Raw genomic sequence first — 20,048 nt, forward strand, 5'->3', positions numbered from 1 at the left:
CTCTCCCCGCTCCCGTACGCTGGGCGCGGGGAGAGGGGTCACATGGGGTTCTTCATCGGGCTCGGCGCGGTGCTCGCCGTCGTCCTCGTCATCGCGCTGATCATGGACCGGTCCGACCGCAAGCGCGGCGTCAAGCGGGGCATGCTCACGCCGCGCGGGCGCCGTCCGCGGATCGGCGACGCCACCCACATCGGCAACGACCTCCGGCACTACGAACCGCGGGTGCGCGGCGAAGACCGCCCCGCACCGCGCGAAGACGAAGTCAGCTGACCGGGACCGGGTCTTCCTCGGTCGTGCGCAGGCGCTGCGAGATCACCTTGGTGATGCCGTCGCCCTGCATGCTCACGCCGTAAAGGGCGTCGGCGATCTCCATGGTCGGCTTCTGGTGGGTGATGATGATCAGCTGCGACGAGTCGCGCAGCTGCTCCAGCAGCCCGATCAGCCGGCGCATGTTGGTGTCGTCGAGCGCCGCCTCGACCTCGTCCATGACGTAGAAGGGTGAGGGCCGGGCGCGGAAGATCGCGACCAGCATGCCCACCGCGACCAGCGACTTCTCGCCACCGGACAGCAGCGACAGCCGCTTGACCTTCTTGCCCGGCGGGCGCGCTTCGACGTCGACGCCGGTGCTGAGCAGGTCGTCCGGCTCGGTGAGGACCATCCGGCCCTCGCCGCCCGGGAAGAGGACGCCGAACACCGTCTCGAACTCGCGGGCGACGTCCTCGTACGCCGAGGCGAAGACCTCGAGGATCTTCTCGTCGACCTGCTTGATGACGGCCTCGAGGTCCTTGCGGGTGTCCTTGAGGTCCTCCAGCTGCGTGGAGAGGAACTTGTACCGCTCCTCCAGCGCCGCGAACTCCTCCAGGGCCAGCGGGTTCACCTTGCCCAGCAACGACAGGTCCTTCTCGGCGCGCTTGGCGCGGCGGGCCTGGGTGTCGCGGTCGTAGGGCATCGGCGGCGGCGGGGTGACGTCCTCGCCGCGCTCCTTGGCCGCCTCGTACTCGGCCATCTCGCCCGCGCTCGGCGGGACCGGGACGTCCGGGCCGTACTCGCGGACGAGGTCCTCCAGCCCCATGCCGAAGTCTTCGGCGATCTTGGCTTCCAGGGTCTCCAGCCGCAGCCGCTGCTCGGCGCGCAGCACCTCGTCGCGGTGGACGGCGTCGGTCAGCTTCTCCAGCTCGCCGGTGAGCTCGCGGACCTTGGCGCGGACACCGGTCAGCGCCTGCTCGCGGCTTTGACGGCGGGCCTGGACCTCGTCGCGCTCGGCGGCGGCGCGCTGCACCGAGTGCTCGATGCGCTCCAGCGCGATCTCGCCGGCGTTGACGACGGCGTTGGCGATTTCGGCGCCGCGCTTGCGGGCCGCGGCGGCGCGCTCGGCACGCTCGCGGGCCTGCTGCTCGGCGTGCGCGGCGCGGCGGAGGCCTTCGGCCTTGCCCGCGATGCTGCGGGCGCGTTCTTCGGAGGTGCGCTGCGCGAGCCGCGCCTCCATTTCCTCCTGCCGCACGACGGCCAGTTCTTCGACGGCCTGGTCGCGCTCGGCGGTGTCCGGGTCGTCCTCGACCGGCTGCTCGGCGACGGCGGCGAGCCGTTCCTCCAGCTCGGCGAGCTGGGCGAGCGCCTGGACGCGGCTCTGCTCGACCTTCGCGCGCTGCCCGGACAGCCGTTCGACCTCGGCCTGCGCCTGGCGGGCGGCCTGCTGCAGCCGGTTGAGCCGTTCCGAGGACCGGGCTTTGCGGACCTTCGCCTCGCCGAGGGCGTCCTTGGCCTGCGAGACCTCTTCGCGGCGCGCCTGCTGCTCGGCGCGGGCGCCTTCCAGCTCGGCCGCGTACCGCTCCAGCGAGCGTTCGGCCAGGCGGAGCCGCTCGCCCGCCTCGTCGACGGCGGCCTGGACCTCGATCACGCTCTCGCGCTTGCCGGAGCCGCCGATCACCCAGCGGGCGCCGAAGACGTCGCCCTCGGCGGTGACCGCGCGGACTTCGGGGTGCACCGCGACCAGGTGCCGCGCCGCATCGAGGTCGCGGACGATGGCCAGCTTGTCGAGCGCCTGCTCGACGGCGGGCCGCAGCTGCGCCGGTGCGGTGACGACCTCGCGGGCCCAGCGCGCGCCCTCCGGCAGCGACGGCCACGAATACGTGTCCACAGTGGACTCGGGACCGCCGAGCAGGATGCCCGCACGGCCGGAATCCGTCTCCTTCAGGTACTTCAGCGCGCGCAGGGCGTCTTCGCCGCCGGTGACGGCGACGGCGTCGGCCACCGGGCCGAGCGCCGCGGCCAGCGCGACCTCGTACCCGGGCTCGACGGTCAGCAGCGCGGCGACCGAACCCAGCAGGCCGGGCAGCTCGTGGGACGCGCCGAGCAGCGCGCCCGCGCCGTCCTTGCGCTTGAGGCCCATGGACAACGCCTCGACGCGCGCCTTTTCCGACGCGATCTCGCGCTCGGCCGCGCGTTCGGCCTTGACCAGCTCTTCGACGCGGGCCTTGGCGGCGTTGTTGGCCTCGACCGCGCGGTCGTGCCGGTCCATCAGGCCGGCGTCGTCGGACTCCTCCGCGCCGCCTTCGGCCTGGGCCATCTCGAGTTCCTCGACGGCGATCTCGGCGCGCTCGGCGGCTTCCTCGATCGAGACGCTGAGCCGGTCGATTTCGTCGGTGGTGGCGCCGTTCTTGCTGCGCAGCGCCTCGACCTGGCCGGTCAGTTTGGCCATGCCCTCGCGGCGGTCGGCGATGGCGCGGACGGCGGCCCAGTGCGCGCGCTCGGCGGCCTGGACGCGCTGTTCGAGGTCTTCCCGCCGCAGCACGGTCTGGGCCAGCAGCTCCCGGGCCTCCATGACGGCCTCGTTGAGCTCTTCTTCCTGCTCGGCGACGCGCTCGGCCTCTTCGAGGAGCTCTTCGGGGTCGCGGCCGCCGGTGTTCGTCGAGACGTCGGCGGAGAGGTGCCGCTGGCGCTCGACGGCCAGGCGGACGGTGCCGCGCAGGCGCTCGGCCAGTGCGGACAGCTTGTACCAGGTCTCCTGGGCGGTCTGCAGCAGCGGCGCGTCCTCGGCGAGCGAGGCCTCCAGCTCGGCTTCTTCGGCGGAGACGAGCTCCAGGTGCTGCTCGACCTCGGCGCGGCGCTGGCGGGCGGTGCGCTCGTCGGCCTCCTCGCGCGCGATCGCGTCGCGCTGGGTGACCAGGTCGTCGGCGAGCAGGCGCAGGCGGGAGTCGCGCAGCTCGGACTGCACCGACTGGGCCTTGCGGGCGATCTCGGCCTGCTTGCCCAGGGGCTTGAGCTGGCGGCGCAGCTCGGTCGTCAGGTCGCCGAGGCGGTCGAGGTTGCCCTGCATGTTGGCCAGCTTGCGCAGGGTCTGTTCCTTGCGCTTGCGGTGCTTGAGGACGCCGGCGGCCTCTTCGATGAAGGCGCGGCGCTCTTCGGGCTTGGACTCGAGGATCGCCGAGAGCTGGCCCTGGCCGACGATGACGTGCATTTCGCGGCCGATGCCGGAGTCCGACAGCAGTTCCTGGACGTCCATCAGGCGGCAGCGGTCGCCGTTGATCTCGTACTCGCTCGCGCCGTCGCGGAACATCCGGCGGGTGATCGAGACCTCGGAGTACTCGATGGGGAGCGCGCCGTCGGCGTTGTCGATGGTGAGGGTGACCTCGGCGCGGCCGAGCGGGGCGCGGCCCGCGGTGCCGGCGAAGATGACGTCCTCCATCTTGCCGCCGCGCAGGTCCTTGGCGCCCTGGGTGCCCATGACCCAGCGCAGCGCGTCGAGCACGTTGGACTTGCCCGAGCCGTTCGGCCCGACCACGCAGGTGATCCCCGGCTCGAAGCGCAGCGTGGTGGCCGAGGCGAAGGACTTGAAGCCCTTGAGCGTCAGGCTTTTCAGGTGCACGTGCTGCTGACCCCTCTTGCCGCGGGTACGGGCGGTTCAATCGTCCCAGGCTACCCGGCGGCGTCCGGCACCCGCCGGACGCGCCCCCTCCTCGGCGCGCCTAGCACACCGGAGGCGGCCCCAGCAACATCAGGAGCCACACCGGCCCCGGACGGCCTACCGCTCGACGAAGCCCCGGAGTCCCCCTTTCGGGTCGGACCAGCGCTCGGCGACGTGCTCCACACTTCCGGGTGATTCTCCCGACCGTAACGCGGCCAACAACCGCTCACAGTGGTCACGACTACCTTCCGCTATCACCTCGACACGGCCGTCGGCCAGGTTGCTCGCGCTCCCGACCAGCCCGAGTTCCAGCGCACGGCTGCGCGTCCACCAGCGGAAACCGACGCCCTGGACGCGGCCGCGCACCCACGCCGTCAGCCGGGTGTGGGTTTCTTCCTCACTCACGCACTTCATCCCTTCCGGGTCCACCGACCGCGCACAGTAACGGATCAAGGCCACTACCTGGGCGAATACCCGCACGCCGGTGATAACCTCGCCGCCGAGGTCGCTCCCCCGCCGTGGCCGTGCTCGTTCTGCTTGGCGAGACACGCCCGATTGCCGGCCTCAGCACCGCGCCTCCCCGAATTCCCCAAGGAGCCCCGTATGCCCCGCCCCGCCGGGTCGGATTCGAGCTCTCGGATCACCAGGATCGACACCGCGCCGCCCAAGAGCAGCAAACCGAACCGCACCGGGTACGTCGTGCTCGGGGTGGCCGGGCTGGTCGTCGCGACCGCGTTCGCCGCCGTGGCCGAGCTCGCCGGGCCGGTCCCCGCCTCCACCGCGGGCGGCACGGGCGGCCCCGGCGGCCAGGGCACCGTCCCGGCCGGGGTCCAGACGCTGCCGGCCACGCCGTCGTCGACCGACCCGGCGACCTCCAGCGGTGCCCCGGCCCCGTCGAACCCGACGTCGCCGAGCGTGCCGACGACGGTCGTGTCGGTGAGCCCGGACGGCAAGACGACCACCACGGTCGTCACCCAGCCCGCGCCGCCCCCGCCGCCCCGCATCGACACCGGCGGCAACCCGCCGCCGGTCACGACGACGCCGGTCACGACGCCGACCTCGACTTCTTCGAGCCCGGAGAAGCCGACGAGCACGACGCCGACCACCTCGGTCACCTCGAGCACGCCGCCGCCCGCCGGTGGCTCCAGCTCGGCCGGTGCCCCGTCGTCGAGCCCGACCGGCCCCAGCACCATGGCGTAAGCAGGACCCCTCCCGAAGGCCACCGCCCCGGCGGTGGCCTTCGGCGTTCCTACGCCAGGACGGCGGCCCAGCACATCTCCTTCTCGGCCGCGGCGTCGAAGCGGCACGCGAAGCTGCGGTTCGGGATCGAGCAGCCGACCTTCTGGTTCTAGCCACCGCGGACGCGGCGGCGCAGGTCGTCGGCGAAGTACCCGGCGACGGCCGGGCCGACCCCGATCAGTCCGAAGCTCCAGGGCTCGGCGCTGCCCAGCCCCGCCGTCAGACGGTCCGCCGCAGCCGTCGTGAGTGAGAAGGCGGGTTGGAACACTGTTTTTCACTCACGACCCTGGGGGTCAGACCTCGAAGCGGTAGCCCATTCCCGGTTCGGTGAGCAGGTGCCGCGGCCGCGAAGGCTCCCGCTCCAGTTTGCGCCGCAGCTGGGCCAGGTACACCCGCAGGTAGTGGGACTCCGTCTCGTACGACGGGCCCCACACCTCGTGCAGGAGCTGCTTCTGCGCCACCAGCCGGCCGCGGTTGCGGACCAGCAGCTCCAGCACGCCCCACTCCGTCTTCGTCAGGTGGACTTCCTCGCCGTCGTGGCGGCGGACCTTCTTCGCCGCCAGGTCGACGCTGAACGACGCCGTGTCGACCACCGCGTCCGCGCCGTCCGCGCCCGCCACCGCCGAACGGCGGACCGCCGCGCGCAGCCGGGCCAGCAGTTCGTCCATGCCGAACGGCTTGGTCACGTAGTCGTCGGCGCCCGCGTCGAGGGCCTCGACCTTGTCCGCCGAGTCGCCGCGGGCCGAGAGCACGATGATCGGGACCGTCGTCCAGCCGCGCAGGCCCGCGATCACCTCCGTGCCGTCGAGGTCCGGCAGGCCGAGGTCCAGGACCACCACGTCCGGCTTGGTCTCGGCCACGGCTTTCAGCGCGGCCGTGCCGTCGTGCGCGGTGATCACCTTGTAGCCGCGGGCGGTCAGGTTGATCCGCAGTGCTCGCACGATCTGCGGCTCGTCGTCCACCACCAGCACGGTGGCACCCGGGTCGCTCATCGCACCCCCTCTTCTTCGTACTCCACACTGAACGCGGGCAGGGACAACACGATCGTGAGCCCGCCACCCGGGGTGTCCTCGGCGCGGATCGTCCCGCCCATCGCCTCGGTGAACCCCTTCGCCACCGACAGGCCGAGCCCGACGCCCGGTGTCGTGTCCCGGTCGCCGCCGAGCCGCTGGAACGGCGCGAACGCCGAGTCCGCGGCCCCCTTGCGCAGCCCCTTGCCGTGGTCGACGATCCGCAGCTCGACCTGCCCGGAGTGCGCGCTGGCCCGGGCCGACACCGGCGCGGCGCCGTGGCGCAGCGCGTTGTCCAGCACGTTCGCCACCACCCGTTCCAGCAGGCCGGGGTCGGCGAGCACCGACGGGAGCCGGTCGTCGACCGCGACCACCACGTCGTCCGAATTGTCCACATTGGATAATGCGTGCGCGACGACCTCGTCGTAGCCCACCGGGCGCAGGTGTGGCCGGACCGCGCCGGTGGCCAGCCGCGACGAGTCGAGGAGGTTGTCGATCAGCCCGGCGAGCCGGTCGGCGGACAGCTCGATGGCCTCCATCAGCTCCGCGGTGTCCTCTTCGGACAAATCGAGATCGGCCGCACGCAGGCTGCCGATCGACGCCTTGATCGACGTCAGCGGCGTCCGCAGGTCGTGCCCCACCGCCGAGAGCAGCGTCGTGCGCAGCTCGGTCGCCTCGGCCTTGCGCTCGGCGCGCGCCGCCGCGGCCGCGGCCCGCTGCTGCCGCAGGGCCAGGAACGCCTGCCCCGCCACGGCTTCCAACACCCGCCGGTCGGCGGCAGGCAGCGCCCGGCCGCGCAGGGTCAGGTGGACGTCGGCGGTGACGGCGATGTCGGCGTCGGCCTCGTCCGGGTCGGCGCACGGGTGCTCCCCCGCGGTCGCGACGCATTGCCACACGCCGTCCTGCTTCTCCAGCAGCGTCACCGACGTCAGCGCGAAGTTCTCGCGCACCTTCGCCAGCAGCCGCTCGATGGGGTTCGCGTGGGTGAGCACGGTCCGGGCGTAGGAGGCCAGCAGTGCCGCCTCGGTCCGCGCCCGCGCCGCCTGCGCCGCCCGGCGCGCGGCCTGGTCGACGACCAGCGCGACCAGCACCGCGACCACGACCATCGCGATGAGCGTCACGAGGTTCTGCGGCGTGTGCACGTTGAGCGTGTACAGCGGGGGCGTGAAGAAGAAGTTGAGCAGCCCGGCGCCGAGCACGGCCGCGACCAGCGCCGGGCCGAGCCCGCCGACCAGGGCGACGACGACCGTGACCAGGACGTAGGCGATGACGTCGGTGGCGAAGTCGAGCCCGCTCGGCAGGGAGACGCCGACGAGGGTGACCAGCACCGGCAAGACGATGCCCAGCACCCAGCCGGTCACGAGCCGCGAGACCCCCAGCGGGCTCGCGGTCAGCCCCGTCCGCAGCCGCCCGCCGGCCTCGGAGTGGGTGACCATGTGCACGTCGATCGGCCCCGACCGGCGGACCACCGCGGCGCCGATGCCCTCGTCGAACAGCCGCGCCACCCGGGACCGCCGCGAGGTGCCGAGCACCAGCTGGGTCGCGTTGACGCCGCGGGCGAAGTCGAGGAGGGCGCTGGGAACGTCGTCGCCGACGACCGTGTGGAACGTCGCTCCCACCTCCTCGGCGAGCTTGCGGTAGCGGGCCATCGCGGCCGGGCTGATCCCCGCCAGTCCGTCGCCACGCAGGATGTGGACCACCTGCAGCTCGGCGCCGGCGCGGGTGGCGATCCGGCTGGCCCGGCGGATGAGCGTCTCGCTCTCCGGCCCGCCGGTGATCGAGGCGACGACGCGTTCGCGCGCCTCCCACGTGTCGGTGATCCGCTGCTCGGCGCGGTAGCGCTGCAGGGCGACGTCGACCTGGTCGGCCACCCAGAGCAGCGCCAGTTCCCGCAGCGCGGTGAGGTTGCCGGGGCGGAAGTAGTTGCCGAGCGCGGCGTCGATCCGCTCGGCCGGGTAGACGTTGCCGTGCGCGAGCCGCCGCCGCAGTGCCTCGGGCGTGATGTCGACCAGCTCCAGCTGTTCGGCGCGGCGGACGACCTCGTCCGGCACGGTCTCCTGCTGGGTGACCCCGGTGATCCGCTCGACGACGTCGTTGAGGCTCTGCAGGTGCTGCACGTTGACCGTGGAGAGCACGTCGATCCCGGCTTCCAGGAGTTCTTCGACGTCCTGCCAGCGCTTGGCGTTGCGCGAGCCCGGCACGTTGGTGTGCGCCAGTTCGTCGACGACGGCGACCTCGGGCGCGCGGGCCAGCACGGCGTCGACGTCCATCTCCTCGAACGCGCGGCCGCGGTGCTCGGCGCGCCGCCGCGGGACGACCTCCAGGCCGTCGAGCAGCGCCGCGGTCTTCTCGCGGCCGTGCGTCTCCACCAGGCCGACGACGACGTCGGTGCCGCGGTCCAGGCGGCGCCGCGCCTCGCCGAGCACGGCGAAGGTCTTGCCGACGCCCGGAGCCGCGCCGAGGTAGATCCTCAGCTCCCCTCGGCGCGGCTTCGCGGGTGCGTTCTCCGTGGTCACGCTGTCAGTGTGCCCCTCCGGCCGCGGCGCGCACGGCCAAGTTGAGCGGGAGCACATCCACGCCGGGGACGCCGATCCCCGCCCCGCTCGTGTTCTGCTCGATCAGCTGCTTCACCCGGTCGAGGAGCAGGCCGGTGTTCCGCGCCACGCGCGCGGCCTGCAGCTCGGCGTAGGCCACGCTGATGTCCGGGTCGAGGCCCGACCCCGACGCCGTCACGGCGTCCGGCGGTACCTGATCGGGCGTCACGCCTTCGCGTTTCGCAACGGCCTCCTTGCGCTCCCCGATGGTCTTCACGAGGTCTTCGTCGTACGGGCCCTTGTTCGACGCCCCGGACGGCATGCCGGGGCCGGCCACCGTGGGCCGGGTGTGGAACCACGGGTCGTGCGCGGGGTCGGCGGGCACCGGGTCGACGCCGATGAGCGACGAGCCGACGGCCCGGCCGTTCTGCGTGACGATCGAGCCTTCGGCGTGGCCCGCCAGCCCGGGGATGCGGGCGACGGCCCAGACGGCCAGCGGGTAGAGGAGGCCGAGCAGGACGGTCATGACGAGCAGGACGCGCAGCCCGGCCCAGGTCTGCTTGACGAGCGTGTTCACTTGGTTCACCCGATTCCGGGGATGAGGCGGACGAGCAGGTCGATCAGCCAGATCCCGAGGAAGGGGCTGACGATCCCGCCGAGGCCGTAGACGAGCAGGTTGCGGCGCAGCAGGGCCGAGGCCGACGACGGCTTGTACCGCACGCCCCGCAGGGCCAGCGGGATGAGCACGACGATGATCAGCGCGTTGAAGACGACCGCCGACAGGATCGCCGACTTCGGCGTGGCCAGGTGCATGATGTTCAGCCCGCCGAGCTGGGCGTAGATGCCGGTGAACATGGCGGGCAGGATGGCGAAGTACTTGGCCAGGTCGTTGGCGACGCTGAACGTGGTCAGCGCGCCGCGGGTGATCAGCAGCTGCTTGCCGATCTCGACGATCTCGATCAGTTTCGTGGGGTCGCTGTCGAGGTCGACCATGTTCCCGGCTTCCTTGGCCGCCGAAGTGCCGGTGTTCATCGCGACGCCGACGTCGGCCTGGGCCAGCGCGGGAGCGTCGTTGGTGCCGTCGCCGGTCATCGCGACCAGCCGCCCGCCTTCCTGCTCCTGCTTGATGAGCGCCATCTTGTCCTCGGGCTTGGCCTCGGCGAGGAAGTCGTCGACGCCGGCGTCCGCGGCGATGGCCTTGGCGGTGAGCGGGTTGTCGCCGGTGATCATCACCGTCTTGATGCCCATCGAGCGCAGTTCTTCGAAGCGCTCCTTCATGCCCGGCTTGACCACGTCGGACAGCCGGATCACGCCGCGCACCACCGTGTCTTCGGCGACGACCAGCGGGGTTCCGCCCTGAGCGCTGATGTCGTCGACCACCCGCTCGGTCTCGTCCGGGAACTCGCCGCCGTTGTCGCGCACCCAGGCCCGCACGGCGCTTGCCGCCCCTTTGCGGATGCGCCGGGTCCCGATGTCCAGGCCGCTCATCCGGGTCTGCGCGGTGAAGGGGACGAACTCGCCACGCTCGTCCTCGGCCGCGTACTCCGCGGTCAGCTCGACGACGCTGCGTCCCTCGGGGGTTTCGTCGGCCAGGCTCGCCAGCCGGGCGGCGCGGGCGAGTTCGTCCGGAGTGGACGATCCGACCGGGATCAGCTCGGTGGCGCGGCGGTTGCCGAAGGTGATCGTGCCGGTCTTGTCGAGCAGCAGCGTCGAGACGTCGCCGGCGGCCTCCACCGCGCGGCCGCTGGTCGCCAGGACATTGCGCTGCACCAGGCGGTCCATCCCGGCGATGCCGATGGCGGACAGTAGCGCGCCGATCGTGGTCGGGATCAGGCAGACCAGGAGCGCGGTCAGCACGATCACGGACTGCTCGGAGCCGGAGTAGCGGGCCATCGGCTGGAGCGCGACGACGGCGAGCAGGAAGATGATCGTCAACGTCGAGAGCAGGATGGTCAGCGCGATCTCGTTCGGCGTCTTCTGCCGGGAAGCGCCTTCCACCAACGCGATCATGCGGTCCACGAAGGACTCGCCGGGCTTGGTGGTGATCCGCACGACGATCCGGTCGCTCAGCACGGTCGTGCCGCCGGTGACGGCACTGCGGTCGCCGCCGGACTCGCGGATGACCGGGGCGGACTCGCCGGTGATGGCGGATTCGTCGACGGTCGCGATGCCTTCGACGACGTCGCCGTCACCCGGGATCACCTGGCCCGCCTCGACGACGACCAGGTCGCCGATCCGCAGCTCGACGCCGGGCACCTGCTCCTCGGAGCCGGTTTCGGTGAGCCGGCGGGCGACGGTCTCCTTCTTCGACCGCCGCAGGCTCTCGGCCTGGGCCTTGCCGCGGCCCTCGGCGACGGCCTCGGCGAGGTTCGCGAACAGGACCGTGAACCACAGCCAGACGGCGATCAGGACGGTGAACACGCTCGGGTCGGTGACGGCGAAGACGGTCGTGAGCGCCGAGCCGACCCACACCACGAACATCACCGGGTTGCCGAGCTGGTGCTTCGGATTGAGCTTCCGGAACGCCTCCGGTAGCGACGTCCAGAGCTGGCGGGGGCTGAACACCCCGGCGCCGACGGTCATGCGAGTGCCTCCGCGATGGGCCCGAGCGCGAGCGCCGGGATGAACGTGAGGGCCGCGACGAGCACCACCGTGCCGGTGAGCAGGGTGGCGAACAGCGGCCCCGTGGTGGGCAGGGTGCCCGCGGTCTCGGGCACCTTGCGCTGGGCGGCCAGGGACCCGGCCAGGCAGAGCACGGCGAGGATCGGCACGAACCGGCCGAACGCCATGGCGACGCCGAACGAAGACTGGAACCAGTCGTTCGTGGCGGTCAGCCCACCGAACGCGCTGCCGTTGTTGTTGCCGGTCGACGCGTAGCCGTAGAGGATCTCGGACAGCCCGTGCGCGCCGGAGTTGCCCAGCGCGCCCGCCGTGCCCGGCAGCAGCAGGGCGATCCCGGAGCCCAGCAGCACCACGGTCGGCATCGCCAGCATCGCGATCGCCGCGCAGGTGACCTCGCGCTTGCCGAGCTTCTTGCCCAGGTACTCCGGGGTGCGCCCGACCATCAGCCCGGCCAGGAACATCGCGATGATCGCCAGCACGAGGATGCCGTACAGGCCGGTGCCGACGCCGCCGGGCGAGATCTCGCCGTAGAGCATGTTCAGCAGCGGTCCCCCGCCGCCGAGTCCGGAGAGACTGTCGTGGGCGCCGTTGACCGCGCCGGTGGACGTCCCGGTGGTGGTGTCGGCGAAGAGCGACGTCAGCCCGATGCCGAACCGCTGTTCCTTGCCCTCCATGCTCGCGCCCGCGGCCAGCGCGGCCGGGTTGTCCGCGTTGGCCTCGGAGAACCAGATGAGCGCCAGCGACGCCGCCCACAGCAGGCCCATCACGCTCAGCAGGACGTACCCCTGGCGGCGGTTGCCGACCAGCGTGCCGAACGCGCGGGTCAGGCTGACCGGGATCACCAGGATGAGGAACAGCTCGACCAGGTTCGTCCAGGCGTTGGGGTTTTCCAGGGGGTGCGCGGAGTTGGCGTTGAAGATGCCACCGCCGTTCGTGCCCAGTTCCTTGATCGCCTCCTGGCTCGCCGCCGGGGCGAGGGCGACGGTGCCGGGACTGCCGTCGAGGCTGGTGACGGCGACACCGGCCTTGAGGCTCTGCACGACGCCGAGCGCGACCAGCACGACGGCGAACACGAACGCCACCGGGAGCAGCACGCGGACCGTGCCGCGCGTGAGGTCGACCCAGAAGTTGCCGAGCCGGTCGGTCTTCGCCCGGACGAACCCGCGCGTCACCGCGACGGCCACGGCCAGGCCGACGGCCGCCGACAGGAAGTTCTGGACGGTCAGGCCGGCCATCTGCACGAAGTGGCCCATCGTCGTCTCGGGGACGTAGGACTGCCAGTTCGTGTTGGTGACGAAGGAGATCGCCGTGTTGAAGGCGACGGCCGGGCTCACCGAGCCGCGGCCCAGGCTCCACGGCAGCAGCGGCTGCAGGCGCTGCAGCAGGAAGAGCAGGACGACCGAGACGAACGAGAAGCCGAGCACGCCCGCGGCGTAGGTCGGCCACCGCTGCTCGGCGTCCGGGTTGACGCGGAAGAGCCGGTAGAGGCCCTTCTCGAGCTTGAGGTGCTTCTCGGTGGAGAAGACGCGCGCCAGGTAGTCGCCGAGCGGTTTGTAGACCGCGGCGAGGGCAGCGAGGAGCAGGCCGAGCTGGATGAGCCCGGCCGTCGTGTCAGTCATTTCAGCCCCTCCGCGGGGAAAGTACGTCGGGGCGCATCAGAATTTCTCCGGCCTGATCAGCGCGACGAAGAGGTAGACGAGGAGGCCGAGTGCCAGCAAGCCGCCGACGACGTTGGCCAGGGTTCCGGCGCCGCTCACAGCTTCTCCAAGCCGCGCAACACCAGCGCCAGCACCACGAAAACGCCGATCAGCAGCACGGCGTAGAGCAAGTCGGCCACAGGCACCTCTCAAGACGGGTCACCGGGTTCGGGGACCGGACGACGTTCACTGTGCGGTTCCGGGACCTCCTCCCGGCTCCCGGCTGACGGCCTCTTGATGCGTTCCTGACACGCCTTTACGGCGCCTTGATGGCTGGTGGCGACGATCACGCAAACGTTTGCCGCAGTGTCACCGCATGCAGTTGGTGAGTGACCCGCGACACAACGCGTGACCGAACAAGTGCGGAACGTGCAATTCGGGCAGACAAGATCTTCGGTGCGTGTTACACCTGTGTTACCGATAGTTGTATCGGCTAAGCAAATCCTTGGGAGAGGGGATCACCTATGTGCGGTATCGCCGGCTGGGTTTCCTACGACGCCGACCTCACCCGCCGCCAGGACGTGGTCGACGCCATGACCGGGACCATGGCCTGCCGCGGGCCGGACGACTCCGGGACGTGGGTCCGCACGCACGTCGCGCTGGGGCACCGGCGCCTGGCCATCATCGACCTGCCCGGCGGCCGTCAGCCGATGACGGTGTCCACGCCGAACGGCGCCATCGCGATGGTCTACAGCGGTGAGGCCTACAACTTCACCGAACTGAAGGAAGAGCTGACGAAGCTCGGCCACACCTGGGAAACCGACAGCGACACCGAAGTGGTCCTGCACGGCTACCTGCAGTGGGGCGACGCGGTCGTCGACCACCTCAACGGCATGTACGCCTTCGCGATCTGGGACGAGCGCGACGACCGCCTGGTCATGATCCGCGACCGGATGGGCATCAAGCCGTTCTACTACTACCCGACGCGCGACGGCGTGCTGTTCGGCTCGGAGCCGAAGGCGATCCTGGCGAACCCGCTGGCCAAGAAGGTCGTCGACCTCGACGGCTTGCGCGAGCTCGCCGGTTTCACCAAGCGGCCGGGCTGGTCGCTGTGGAAGGACATGGAAGAGGTCCAGCCGGGCACGATCGTCACGGTGTCCCGCGAGGGCATCAAGACCCGGACCTACTGGAAGCTGGACGCGAAGCAGCACACGGACGACCAGGAGACCACGGTCGCCCGCGTCCGCGAGCTGATGACCGACATCGTCCACCGGCAGCTCGTCGCCGACGTCCCGCGGTGCGTCCTGCTCTCCGGCGGCCTCGACTCGAGCGCCGTCACCGGGCTGGCGGCCGCGCACCTGGCGGAGCAGGGCGAGCAGCTGCGGACGTTCTCCGTGGACTTCTTCGGCCAGGAGGAGAACTTCAAACCGGACGAGATGCGCGACACGGCGGACTCGCCGTTCGTCCGCGACGTCGCCGCGATGGTGAAGTCCGCGCACCAGGACGTCGTGCTCAACCCGGCCGAGCTGACCGACCCCGAGGTGCGGCGCGCGGTGCTGCGGGCGCGGGACATCCCGGCCGGCCTCGGCGACATGGACACGTCGCTGTACCTGCTGTTCAAGGCGATCCGCGGCGAGTCGACGGTGGCGCTGTCGGGCGAGTCGGCCGACGAGGTGTTCGGCGGCTACCGCTGGTTCCACGACGAGAAGGCGGTCAACGCGGACACGTTCCCGTGGCTGGCGTTCCGCACGTCGATGATGGACGAGCGCTCGTCGCTGTACACGCCGGAGCTGGTCAAGAAGCTCGACGTCGAGTCCTACATCGCCGACCAGTACGCCACCGCGGTCGCCGGGGTGGAGCACCTGGACGGCGAGTCGGCGCAGGAGGCGCGGATGCGGACGATCTGCCACCTGCACCTGACCCGGTTCGTGCGGATGCTGCTGGACCGCAAGGACCGCGCGTCGATGGCGGTGGGCCTGGAGGTGCGCGTCCCGTTCTGCGACCACCGGCTGGTGGAGTACGTGTACAACACGCCCTGGTCGCTGAAGACGTTCGACGGCCGCGAGAAGAGCCTCCTGCGGCACGCGACCAAGCACGTCCTGCCGGACTCGGTGCGCGACCGCGTGAAGAGCCCGTACCCGTCGACGCAGGACCCGGGCTACGCAGCGGCTCTGCAGCAGCAGGCCAAGGAGGTCCTGGCCGAGCCGCGCCACCAGGTGTTCGACCTGGTCGACCGTACATGGGCGCACCGAGCGTCCGAAGTGGACTCGGCCACCATGGACCCGGCCATGCGCATCGGCCTGGACCGGCTGCTCGACCTGTACCACTGGATCGAGATGTACTCCCCGGAGCTGCAGCTCGCCTGAGATCCCCCTGCCGCGGGTCGTGAGTGGGAAACGGGGTTGGAACACTGTTTCTCACTCACGACCTGGCGCGTCACGGCTCGAGCGGCACGACGGCGCTCACCTCGTCGCCATCGGCGGTGAGCGCCGCGCCGATCCCGGCCAGCAGCGACCGGGCGCCGGCGTTGCCCGCCGTGGTGGTGGCGATGAACCTCGCCGCGCCCCCGGCCCGGGCTTCGGCCAGCAGCAACGCCGTCACCTGCCTGCCGATGCCGCGGCCGCGCGCGGCGCGGGTCAGCCAGATGCCGGCCTCGACCGCGTCGCCGTGCGGCTCGAGGCGGGCCGCCCCGACCGCCGTGCCGTCGGTGTCGATCACCCAGGTGCGTTCCACCGCCGTCGCCGGGTCGAGTGACCGGGCGCGGTGGAACGCCAGGAACGCTGCACGGCGCGCCGGTGTCCAGCCGGGCGGACCGTCGACCGGGGGCATGACCTCCAGGGGGTCGGCGCCCGCTTCGGCGGCTTCGAGCAGCCGCGCCAAGGCGGCCTCGTCCAACGGCGTCAGGCTGGTCACGCTCGCAGTCTCACGTCTGGACGCTTCTTGCGCGAGCCGATTTTGCCCAGCCGGCGCAGGAAGCGGACGTACGGCGACCAGCGGACCGGCCGCTCGACCCGCCCGGTCACGGCCAGCTCCGCCCGGTCGAGCAGCTGCTCCAGCAGCGCGTCGTGCAGCGGGCGGAAGAACAACGGCCAGGTCAGCCGGGCCCAGCCGTGCAGGGAGGCGACGAGAACGTGCGTCAGGGCGTCGCCGTCCAGGGTGAACTCGTGGTGGCCGTGGACGCCCGCGGGCGCGGTGAACCGGAACCGCAGTCGGTCGGGGGCGGCGTCCTCGAGCACGTACCGGACCGGGCCGTGGCCGGCCGGCGTGCCTGGGACACGGGGGCCGTCGAGGCGGGTCGGCGGCCAGTCCGCCACCGGCCACAGGCGGTCGCCCGGCGTTCCGAGCGTGTCCAGCAGTACGGCGAGTTCGGCCCGGGATCCCGGGAACCGGCGGGTGTGCACGTTGCGGACCATGGTGCGCCCTCCCCTTCTGGAGAGTGTCCTCCAGAACGTATTAGAGCATAATCTCTACAACATGGGCCGGCCCGCGACGCACACCACAGCGCAGTTCCTCGACGCCGCGGCGGCGTTGTTCGCCGCCGGGGGTGCCCGCGCGGTCACGATGGCCGCGACGGCGAAGGCCACCGGCGCCCCGAACGGCTCGATCTACCACCGCTTCCCGGACCGTCCGGCGCTGCTGGCGCGGCTCTGGCTCCGCACCCTGCGCGACTTCCAGGACACGTTCACGGCGGCGCTCGGCGACGCGACCGACGTCGAAGCGGCGGTCGCGGCCGCGGCGAGCGTGGTCCACTGGTGCCGCAAGCACCCCGACGGCGCCCGGGTCCTCGACGCGGGCAAGCAGGCCTTCGGCCCGGCCGACTGGTCGGCCGAAGCGGTCACGGCCCTCGCCGAAGCGGAACAGGAACTGCGCGACGTGCTGAAGCGCGCCACGCTGAACCTGCCGCCGCTCACCGGCGCCACGGACGAGGAGGTCGTGCTCGCCCTGGTCGAGATCCCGCGCGCGGTCGTCCACCGCTACCTCTCGACCGGCCGCACTCCCCCGCCGAAGGCCGCCACCCTGGTCGAACGCACGGTGCGCAAGCTCCTCCGCCCGTGACTCGCGCGACCAGGGTCGCGACTAGCGGCGGACCTCCTCGAGCTTCACCGGGCGCCGCTCCCGGCGGGAGACCTCGCACGCCTCGGCGATGTAGAACGCCGCCAAGGCGTCCGCCGCCCCACACGGCGAAGGGGCCCGGCCCGCGACGACGTCCAGGAACGCCTTCAGCTCCGTCGTGTACGCCGGGCGGAAGCGCTCCATGAAGCCCGGGTACGCCGGGCCCGGCAGTGGAGCCACTCCCGGCTCCACCGACCGCAGCGGCGCGCGGTCGTCCAGGCCGACCATCACGCCTGACACCGAGCCCAGCACGTCGAGGCGCACGTCGTAACCCGCGCCGTTGTAGCGGGTCAGCGAGACCGTGGCCAGGGTGCCGTCGTCCAGGGTCAGCGTGGCCGCCGCCGTGTCGACGTCGCCCGCGTCGGCGAAGAACTGCTCGCCGCGGTTCGCGCCGATCGCGTACACCTCTTCGACCTCGCGGCCGCTCACCCAGCGGATGATGTCGAAGTCGTGCACGCCGCAGTCGCGGAACAACCCACCCGAGTGGGCGACGTACTCCGCCGGCGGGGGCGCCGGGTCGAACGTCGTCGCGCGCAGCGTGTGCAGCCAGCCCAGCTCGCCGGACGCAACCGCTGCCCGGGCCGCCGCGTAACCGGCGTCGAACCGGCGCTGGAAGCCGATCTGCACCGGGACGTCCGAAGCGCCGATCCGGTCGATGACCGCCAGGGTGCCCGGGATGTCCGCGGCCACCGGCTTCTCGCAGAACACCGGGATGCCCGCGTCCACCGCCGCGATGATCAGGCCGGGGTGCGCGTCCGTGGCCGCCGTGACGACCAGGCCGTCGAGCCCCGCGGCGAACAGGTCCTCGAGGGGAACCGACTCGACGCCGAGCTTCGCGGCGGCGGACGCGGCTCGCGCGGTGTCGACGTCGGCCACCACGACCGACTCCACCTCTTCGAAGCCCTTCAGCGTTTCCGCGTGCGCGGTGCCGATCCGGCCGGTGCCCGCAAGTCCCAACCTCATCGTGAAGCTCCTCCTGTCGCAGAAAACTCGGCGGTGGTCGCGCGGACCACCAGGGACGGGTGCAGCAGGTGCCGGACCGGCTCCGTGCGCTCCCCGCGGACGCGCTCGACGAGCGCTTCGAAGGCCAGCCGCCCCATCTCGGTGCGCGGCTGGTCCACCGTGGTCAGGGAAAGGTGCCGCAGCGCCGCCAGCGACGTGTTGTCGTACCCCACGACCGACACGTCTTCCGGCACGCGCAACCCGGCTTCCTCCAGGGCCGAGATCGCCCCGACGGCGTTGAAGTCGTTGCCCGCCACCAAACCCGTGGGCAGCTCGGCGCGCGAGTACGTCGCCAGCAGCTCCCGCACCGACTTCTCCCCGCCGGTGTCGGTGTGCTCGCTGCGCACGACGATCGGCTCCAGGCCGTGCCGCCGCATCGCCGCCTGGAAGCCGCGGCGGCGCTGGGCCGCACCGGCCGCGCCGCCGCCGTCGAGGTGGGCGATGCGCCGGTGCCCGAGGCCGACGAGGTGGTCGACGGCCAGCGCGGACCCCGCCTCGCCGTCGTCGTTGACCGTGTCCACTGTGGACGCACGGATCGTCCGCGAGACGAGCACGACCGGGCACTGCTTGGCCGCGACCTGGATCGACGCCGCCGGAACGACCGGCGAAAGCAGGATGATCCCCGCCGGGCGGAAGGAAAGCAGGTTGTGCAGGGCGTTCCACTCGCGGGTGGGACTGCGGCCGCCGGTGTTGAGGATCAGGTCGAAGCCCGCGGCCTGCGCGGCCGCGTCGAGCCCCTCGACGACGTCGGCGAAGAAGGCGTTGCGCAGGTCGTTGACCATCACGCCGAGCACGGTCGAGGTCCGGCTGGCCAACGACCGCGCCATCACGTGCGGCTGGTAGCCGAGTTCTTCGGCCGCGCGCAGCACCGCCGCCCGCCGGGCTTCGGAGACCTTCGGTGAATTGTTCATCACCAGAGAGACCAGCGCGCGGGAAACTCCCGCCCGTTCGGCGACGTCCTCCATGGTCGGACGCACCACGCGCACCTCCCCTGATCTCGGAAAACTCGGCCTTGACTTTGCTGTGACGGACGCTACAAGATTAGAGCGCTCTAATCAATAGAGCGCTCCAACGGACCAACGGAGGCCCCTTGTGACAGCGACGATCCGAGTAGCCGCCGCGCCGATCTCCTGGGGTGTCTGCGAAGTCCCGGGCTGGGGCCGGGTGCTGGACGCGGCCACCGTGCTCGGCGAGATGGCGGCGCTCGGCGTCCAAGCCACCGAGCTGGGCCCGCCCGGGTACCTCCCGCGCGAGCCCGCCGCCCTGCGCGAGCTGCTCGCGGGGTACGACTTGACGCTCGTCGGCGGCTTTCTCGCCGTCGTCCTCCACGAGAACCAGCAGAACGTCCTCAAGGAAGCCGAAGAGTCCGCCGCGCTCTTCGCGGCCTGTGGGGGTGACGTCCTGGTCCTCGCCGCCGCGACCGGCCTCGACGGCTACGACGACCGCCCGCGGCTCAGCGACGCCGAATGGGCGACGCTGGTCGAGACTGCCGGCAAGATTCGCGACATCGCCACCGCCCACGGCCTGCGCACGGTGCTGCACCCGCACGTCGGGACGCACGTGGAGCAGCAGGCCGAGGTCGAGCGCTTCCTCGCCGATTCCGATCTCGGGTTGTGCCTCGACACCGGGCACCTGATGATCGGCGGGACGGATCCGGTGGAGATGGCGAAGCGGTACCCCGAACGGGTGGGACACGTGCATCTCAAGGACGTCCGGGAAGACCTGGCGGCCGAGGTCCGCGCGGGCCGGCTGGCCTACACCGACGCGGTCGGGCGGGGCATGTACACCCCGCTCGGCGAGGGCGACGTGGACGTGGCGGCGATGGTGCGCTCCGTCCAGGCCGCCGGCTACGACGGCTGGTACGTCCTCGAACAGGACACCGCCCTCGGCGAGGAGAGCCCCGACGACGTACCCCGGCGGGACACCGAGCGCAGCCTGGCCCACCTCGCGAAGATCACCGACTCCCTCTGAACCTGGTCCCAAAGGA

The 20,048-nt window shown here is 71.7% G+C and carries 18 protein-coding genes; 4 read left to right on the forward strand and 14 right to left on the reverse strand.

Features of this window, described 5'->3' with window-relative positions:
- The first annotated feature begins 42 nt into the window (after window positions 1–42).
- Window positions 43–270, forward strand: a complete 228-nt coding sequence (locus tag IE317_RS14985) for a hypothetical protein (protein WP_191310363.1) — start codon at window positions 43–45, stop codon at window positions 268–270.
- On the opposite strand, the gene smc is transcribed toward IE317_RS14985, so the two are convergent.
- From smc to kdpF, 10 genes are all read right to left on the reverse strand, one after another.
- Window positions 263–3,865 (reverse strand): chromosome segregation protein SMC, encoded by a 3,603-nt coding sequence (gene smc / locus IE317_RS14990; RefSeq protein ID WP_191310365.1) that lies wholly within the window; start codon window positions 3,863–3,865, stop codon window positions 263–265. The two genes, IE317_RS14985 and smc, sit on opposite strands and share 8 nt — an antisense overlap.
- A gap of 156 nt (window positions 3,866–4,021) precedes the next feature.
- A complete protein-coding gene (locus IE317_RS14995; RefSeq protein WP_191310521.1) occupies window positions 4,022–4,318 on the reverse strand; it encodes an acylphosphatase in 297 nt (98 codons plus the stop codon).
- A 44-nt stretch (window positions 4,319–4,362) separates the two neighbouring features.
- On the reverse strand, window positions 4,363–5,097 hold the full coding sequence (locus IE317_RS15000) for a hypothetical protein (protein WP_191310367.1): 735 nt from the start codon (window positions 5,095–5,097) through the stop codon (window positions 4,363–4,365).
- A gap of 155 nt (window positions 5,098–5,252) precedes the next feature.
- Window positions 5,253–5,411 (reverse strand): hypothetical protein, encoded by a 159-nt coding sequence (locus IE317_RS15005; protein ID WP_191310369.1) that lies wholly within the window; start codon window positions 5,409–5,411, stop codon window positions 5,253–5,255.
- Between the two features lie 25 nt (window positions 5,412–5,436).
- Entirely contained in the window at window positions 5,437–6,135 is a 699-nt protein-coding gene (locus tag IE317_RS15010) for a response regulator (RefSeq protein ID WP_191310371.1), read from the reverse strand.
- A complete protein-coding gene (locus IE317_RS15015; protein ID WP_191310373.1) occupies window positions 6,132–8,669 on the reverse strand; it encodes a sensor histidine kinase in 2,538 nt (845 codons plus the stop codon). Before IE317_RS15015 ends, IE317_RS15010 begins: the two co-directional genes overlap by 4 nt.
- A 4-nt stretch (window positions 8,670–8,673) precedes the next feature.
- Complete coding sequence (locus IE317_RS15020) at window positions 8,674–9,264, reverse strand: potassium-transporting ATPase subunit C (protein WP_191310375.1); 591 nt, start codon at window positions 9,262–9,264, stop codon at window positions 8,674–8,676.
- 5 nt (window positions 9,265–9,269) lie between these two features.
- Complete coding sequence (gene kdpB, locus IE317_RS15025) at window positions 9,270–11,270, reverse strand: potassium-transporting ATPase subunit KdpB (protein WP_191310377.1); 2,001 nt, start codon at window positions 11,268–11,270, stop codon at window positions 9,270–9,272.
- Window positions 11,267–12,928, reverse strand: coding sequence for a potassium-transporting ATPase subunit KdpA (gene kdpA, locus IE317_RS15030; protein ID WP_191310379.1), 1,662 nt, complete (start codon window positions 12,926–12,928; stop codon window positions 11,267–11,269). The genes kdpB and kdpA overlap by 4 nt, the downstream gene beginning before the upstream one ends.
- A 36-nt stretch (window positions 12,929–12,964) precedes the next feature.
- The gene (kdpF, locus tag IE317_RS15035; RefSeq protein WP_191310381.1) at window positions 12,965–13,066 is read right to left on the reverse strand and encodes a K(+)-transporting ATPase subunit F; all 102 of its coding nucleotides are present in this window, start codon (window positions 13,064–13,066) and stop codon (window positions 12,965–12,967) included.
- 404 nt (window positions 13,067–13,470) lie between these two features.
- On the opposite strand from kdpF, the gene asnB reads away from it, so the two are divergent.
- On the forward strand, window positions 13,471–15,312 hold the full coding sequence (asnB, locus tag IE317_RS15040; RefSeq protein WP_191310383.1) for an asparagine synthase (glutamine-hydrolyzing): 1,842 nt from the start codon (window positions 13,471–13,473) through the stop codon (window positions 15,310–15,312).
- A gap of 70 nt (window positions 15,313–15,382) precedes the next feature.
- Here asnB and IE317_RS15045 read toward each other — a convergent pair whose 3' ends face one another.
- Window positions 15,383–15,859 (reverse strand): GNAT family N-acetyltransferase, encoded by a 477-nt coding sequence (locus tag IE317_RS15045; RefSeq protein WP_229902711.1) that lies wholly within the window; start codon window positions 15,857–15,859, stop codon window positions 15,383–15,385.
- Window positions 15,856–16,359, reverse strand: a complete 504-nt coding sequence (locus IE317_RS15050; protein WP_191310385.1) for an SRPBCC family protein — start codon at window positions 16,357–16,359, stop codon at window positions 15,856–15,858. Before IE317_RS15050 ends, IE317_RS15045 begins: the two co-directional genes overlap by 4 nt.
- Window positions 16,360–16,420: 61 nt before the next feature.
- Here IE317_RS15050 and IE317_RS15055 point away from each other — a divergent pair, with 61 nt between their 5' ends.
- Window positions 16,421–17,002 carry a TetR/AcrR family transcriptional regulator gene (locus IE317_RS15055; protein WP_191310388.1) on the forward strand — a complete coding sequence of 194 codons (582 nt, stop codon included), beginning with the start codon at window positions 16,421–16,423 and terminating at the stop codon, window positions 17,000–17,002.
- Between the two features lie 21 nt (window positions 17,003–17,023).
- Here IE317_RS15055 and IE317_RS15060 read toward each other — a convergent pair whose 3' ends face one another.
- Both IE317_RS15060 and IE317_RS15065 read right to left on the reverse strand, forming a co-directional pair.
- A complete protein-coding gene (locus IE317_RS15060) occupies window positions 17,024–18,022 on the reverse strand; it encodes a Gfo/Idh/MocA family protein (protein ID WP_191310390.1) in 999 nt (332 codons plus the stop codon).
- Window positions 18,019–19,041 (reverse strand): LacI family DNA-binding transcriptional regulator, encoded by a 1,023-nt coding sequence (locus IE317_RS15065; protein WP_229902712.1) that lies wholly within the window; start codon window positions 19,039–19,041, stop codon window positions 18,019–18,021. The genes IE317_RS15060 and IE317_RS15065 overlap by 4 nt, the downstream gene beginning before the upstream one ends.
- Window positions 19,042–19,153: 112 nt before the next feature.
- Between IE317_RS15065 and IE317_RS15070 the strand changes: the two genes are divergently transcribed.
- Window positions 19,154–20,032 (forward strand): TIM barrel protein, encoded by an 879-nt coding sequence (locus IE317_RS15070; RefSeq protein WP_191310392.1) that lies wholly within the window; start codon window positions 19,154–19,156, stop codon window positions 20,030–20,032.
- Window positions 20,033–20,048 lie beyond the last annotated feature (16 nt).

The organism is Amycolatopsis bullii (genome assembly GCF_014654205.1).
GTDB classification, from domain to species: Bacteria; Actinomycetota; Actinomycetes; order Mycobacteriales; family Pseudonocardiaceae; genus Amycolatopsis; species Amycolatopsis plumensis.

What these genes read in the sequence shown, in the direction of transcription:
- IE317_RS14995 (WP_191310521.1), bottom strand. Translation starts at nt 4,318, where the DNA reads ATGAAGTGCGTGAGTGAGGAAGAAACCCACACCCGGCTGACGGCGTGG.
- IE317_RS15010 (WP_191310371.1), bottom strand. Translation starts at nt 6,135, where the DNA reads ATGAGCGACCCGGGTGCCACCGTGCTGGTGGTGGACGACGAGCCGCAG.
- IE317_RS14985 (WP_191310363.1), top strand. Translation starts at nt 43, where the DNA reads ATGGGGTTCTTCATCGGGCTCGGCGCGGTGCTCGCCGTCGTCCTCGTC.
- IE317_RS15055 (WP_191310388.1), top strand. Translation starts at nt 16,421, where the DNA reads ATGGGCCGGCCCGCGACGCACACCACAGCGCAGTTCCTCGACGCCGCG.
- kdpA (WP_191310379.1), bottom strand. Translation starts at nt 12,928, where the DNA reads ATGACTGACACGACGGCCGGGCTCATCCAGCTCGGCCTGCTCCTCGCT.
- IE317_RS15060 (WP_191310390.1), bottom strand. Translation starts at nt 18,022, where the DNA reads ATGAGGTTGGGACTTGCGGGCACCGGCCGGATCGGCACCGCGCACGCG.
- kdpB (WP_191310377.1), bottom strand. Translation starts at nt 11,270, where the DNA reads ATGACCGTCGGCGCCGGGGTGTTCAGCCCCCGCCAGCTCTGGACGTCG.
- IE317_RS15000 (WP_191310367.1), bottom strand. Translation starts at nt 5,097, where the DNA reads ATGGTGCTGGGGCCGGTCGGGCTCGACGACGGGGCACCGGCCGAGCTG.
- asnB (WP_191310383.1), top strand. Translation starts at nt 13,471, where the DNA reads ATGTGCGGTATCGCCGGCTGGGTTTCCTACGACGCCGACCTCACCCGC.
- IE317_RS15050 (WP_191310385.1), bottom strand. Translation starts at nt 16,359, where the DNA reads ATGGTCCGCAACGTGCACACCCGCCGGTTCCCGGGATCCCGGGCCGAA.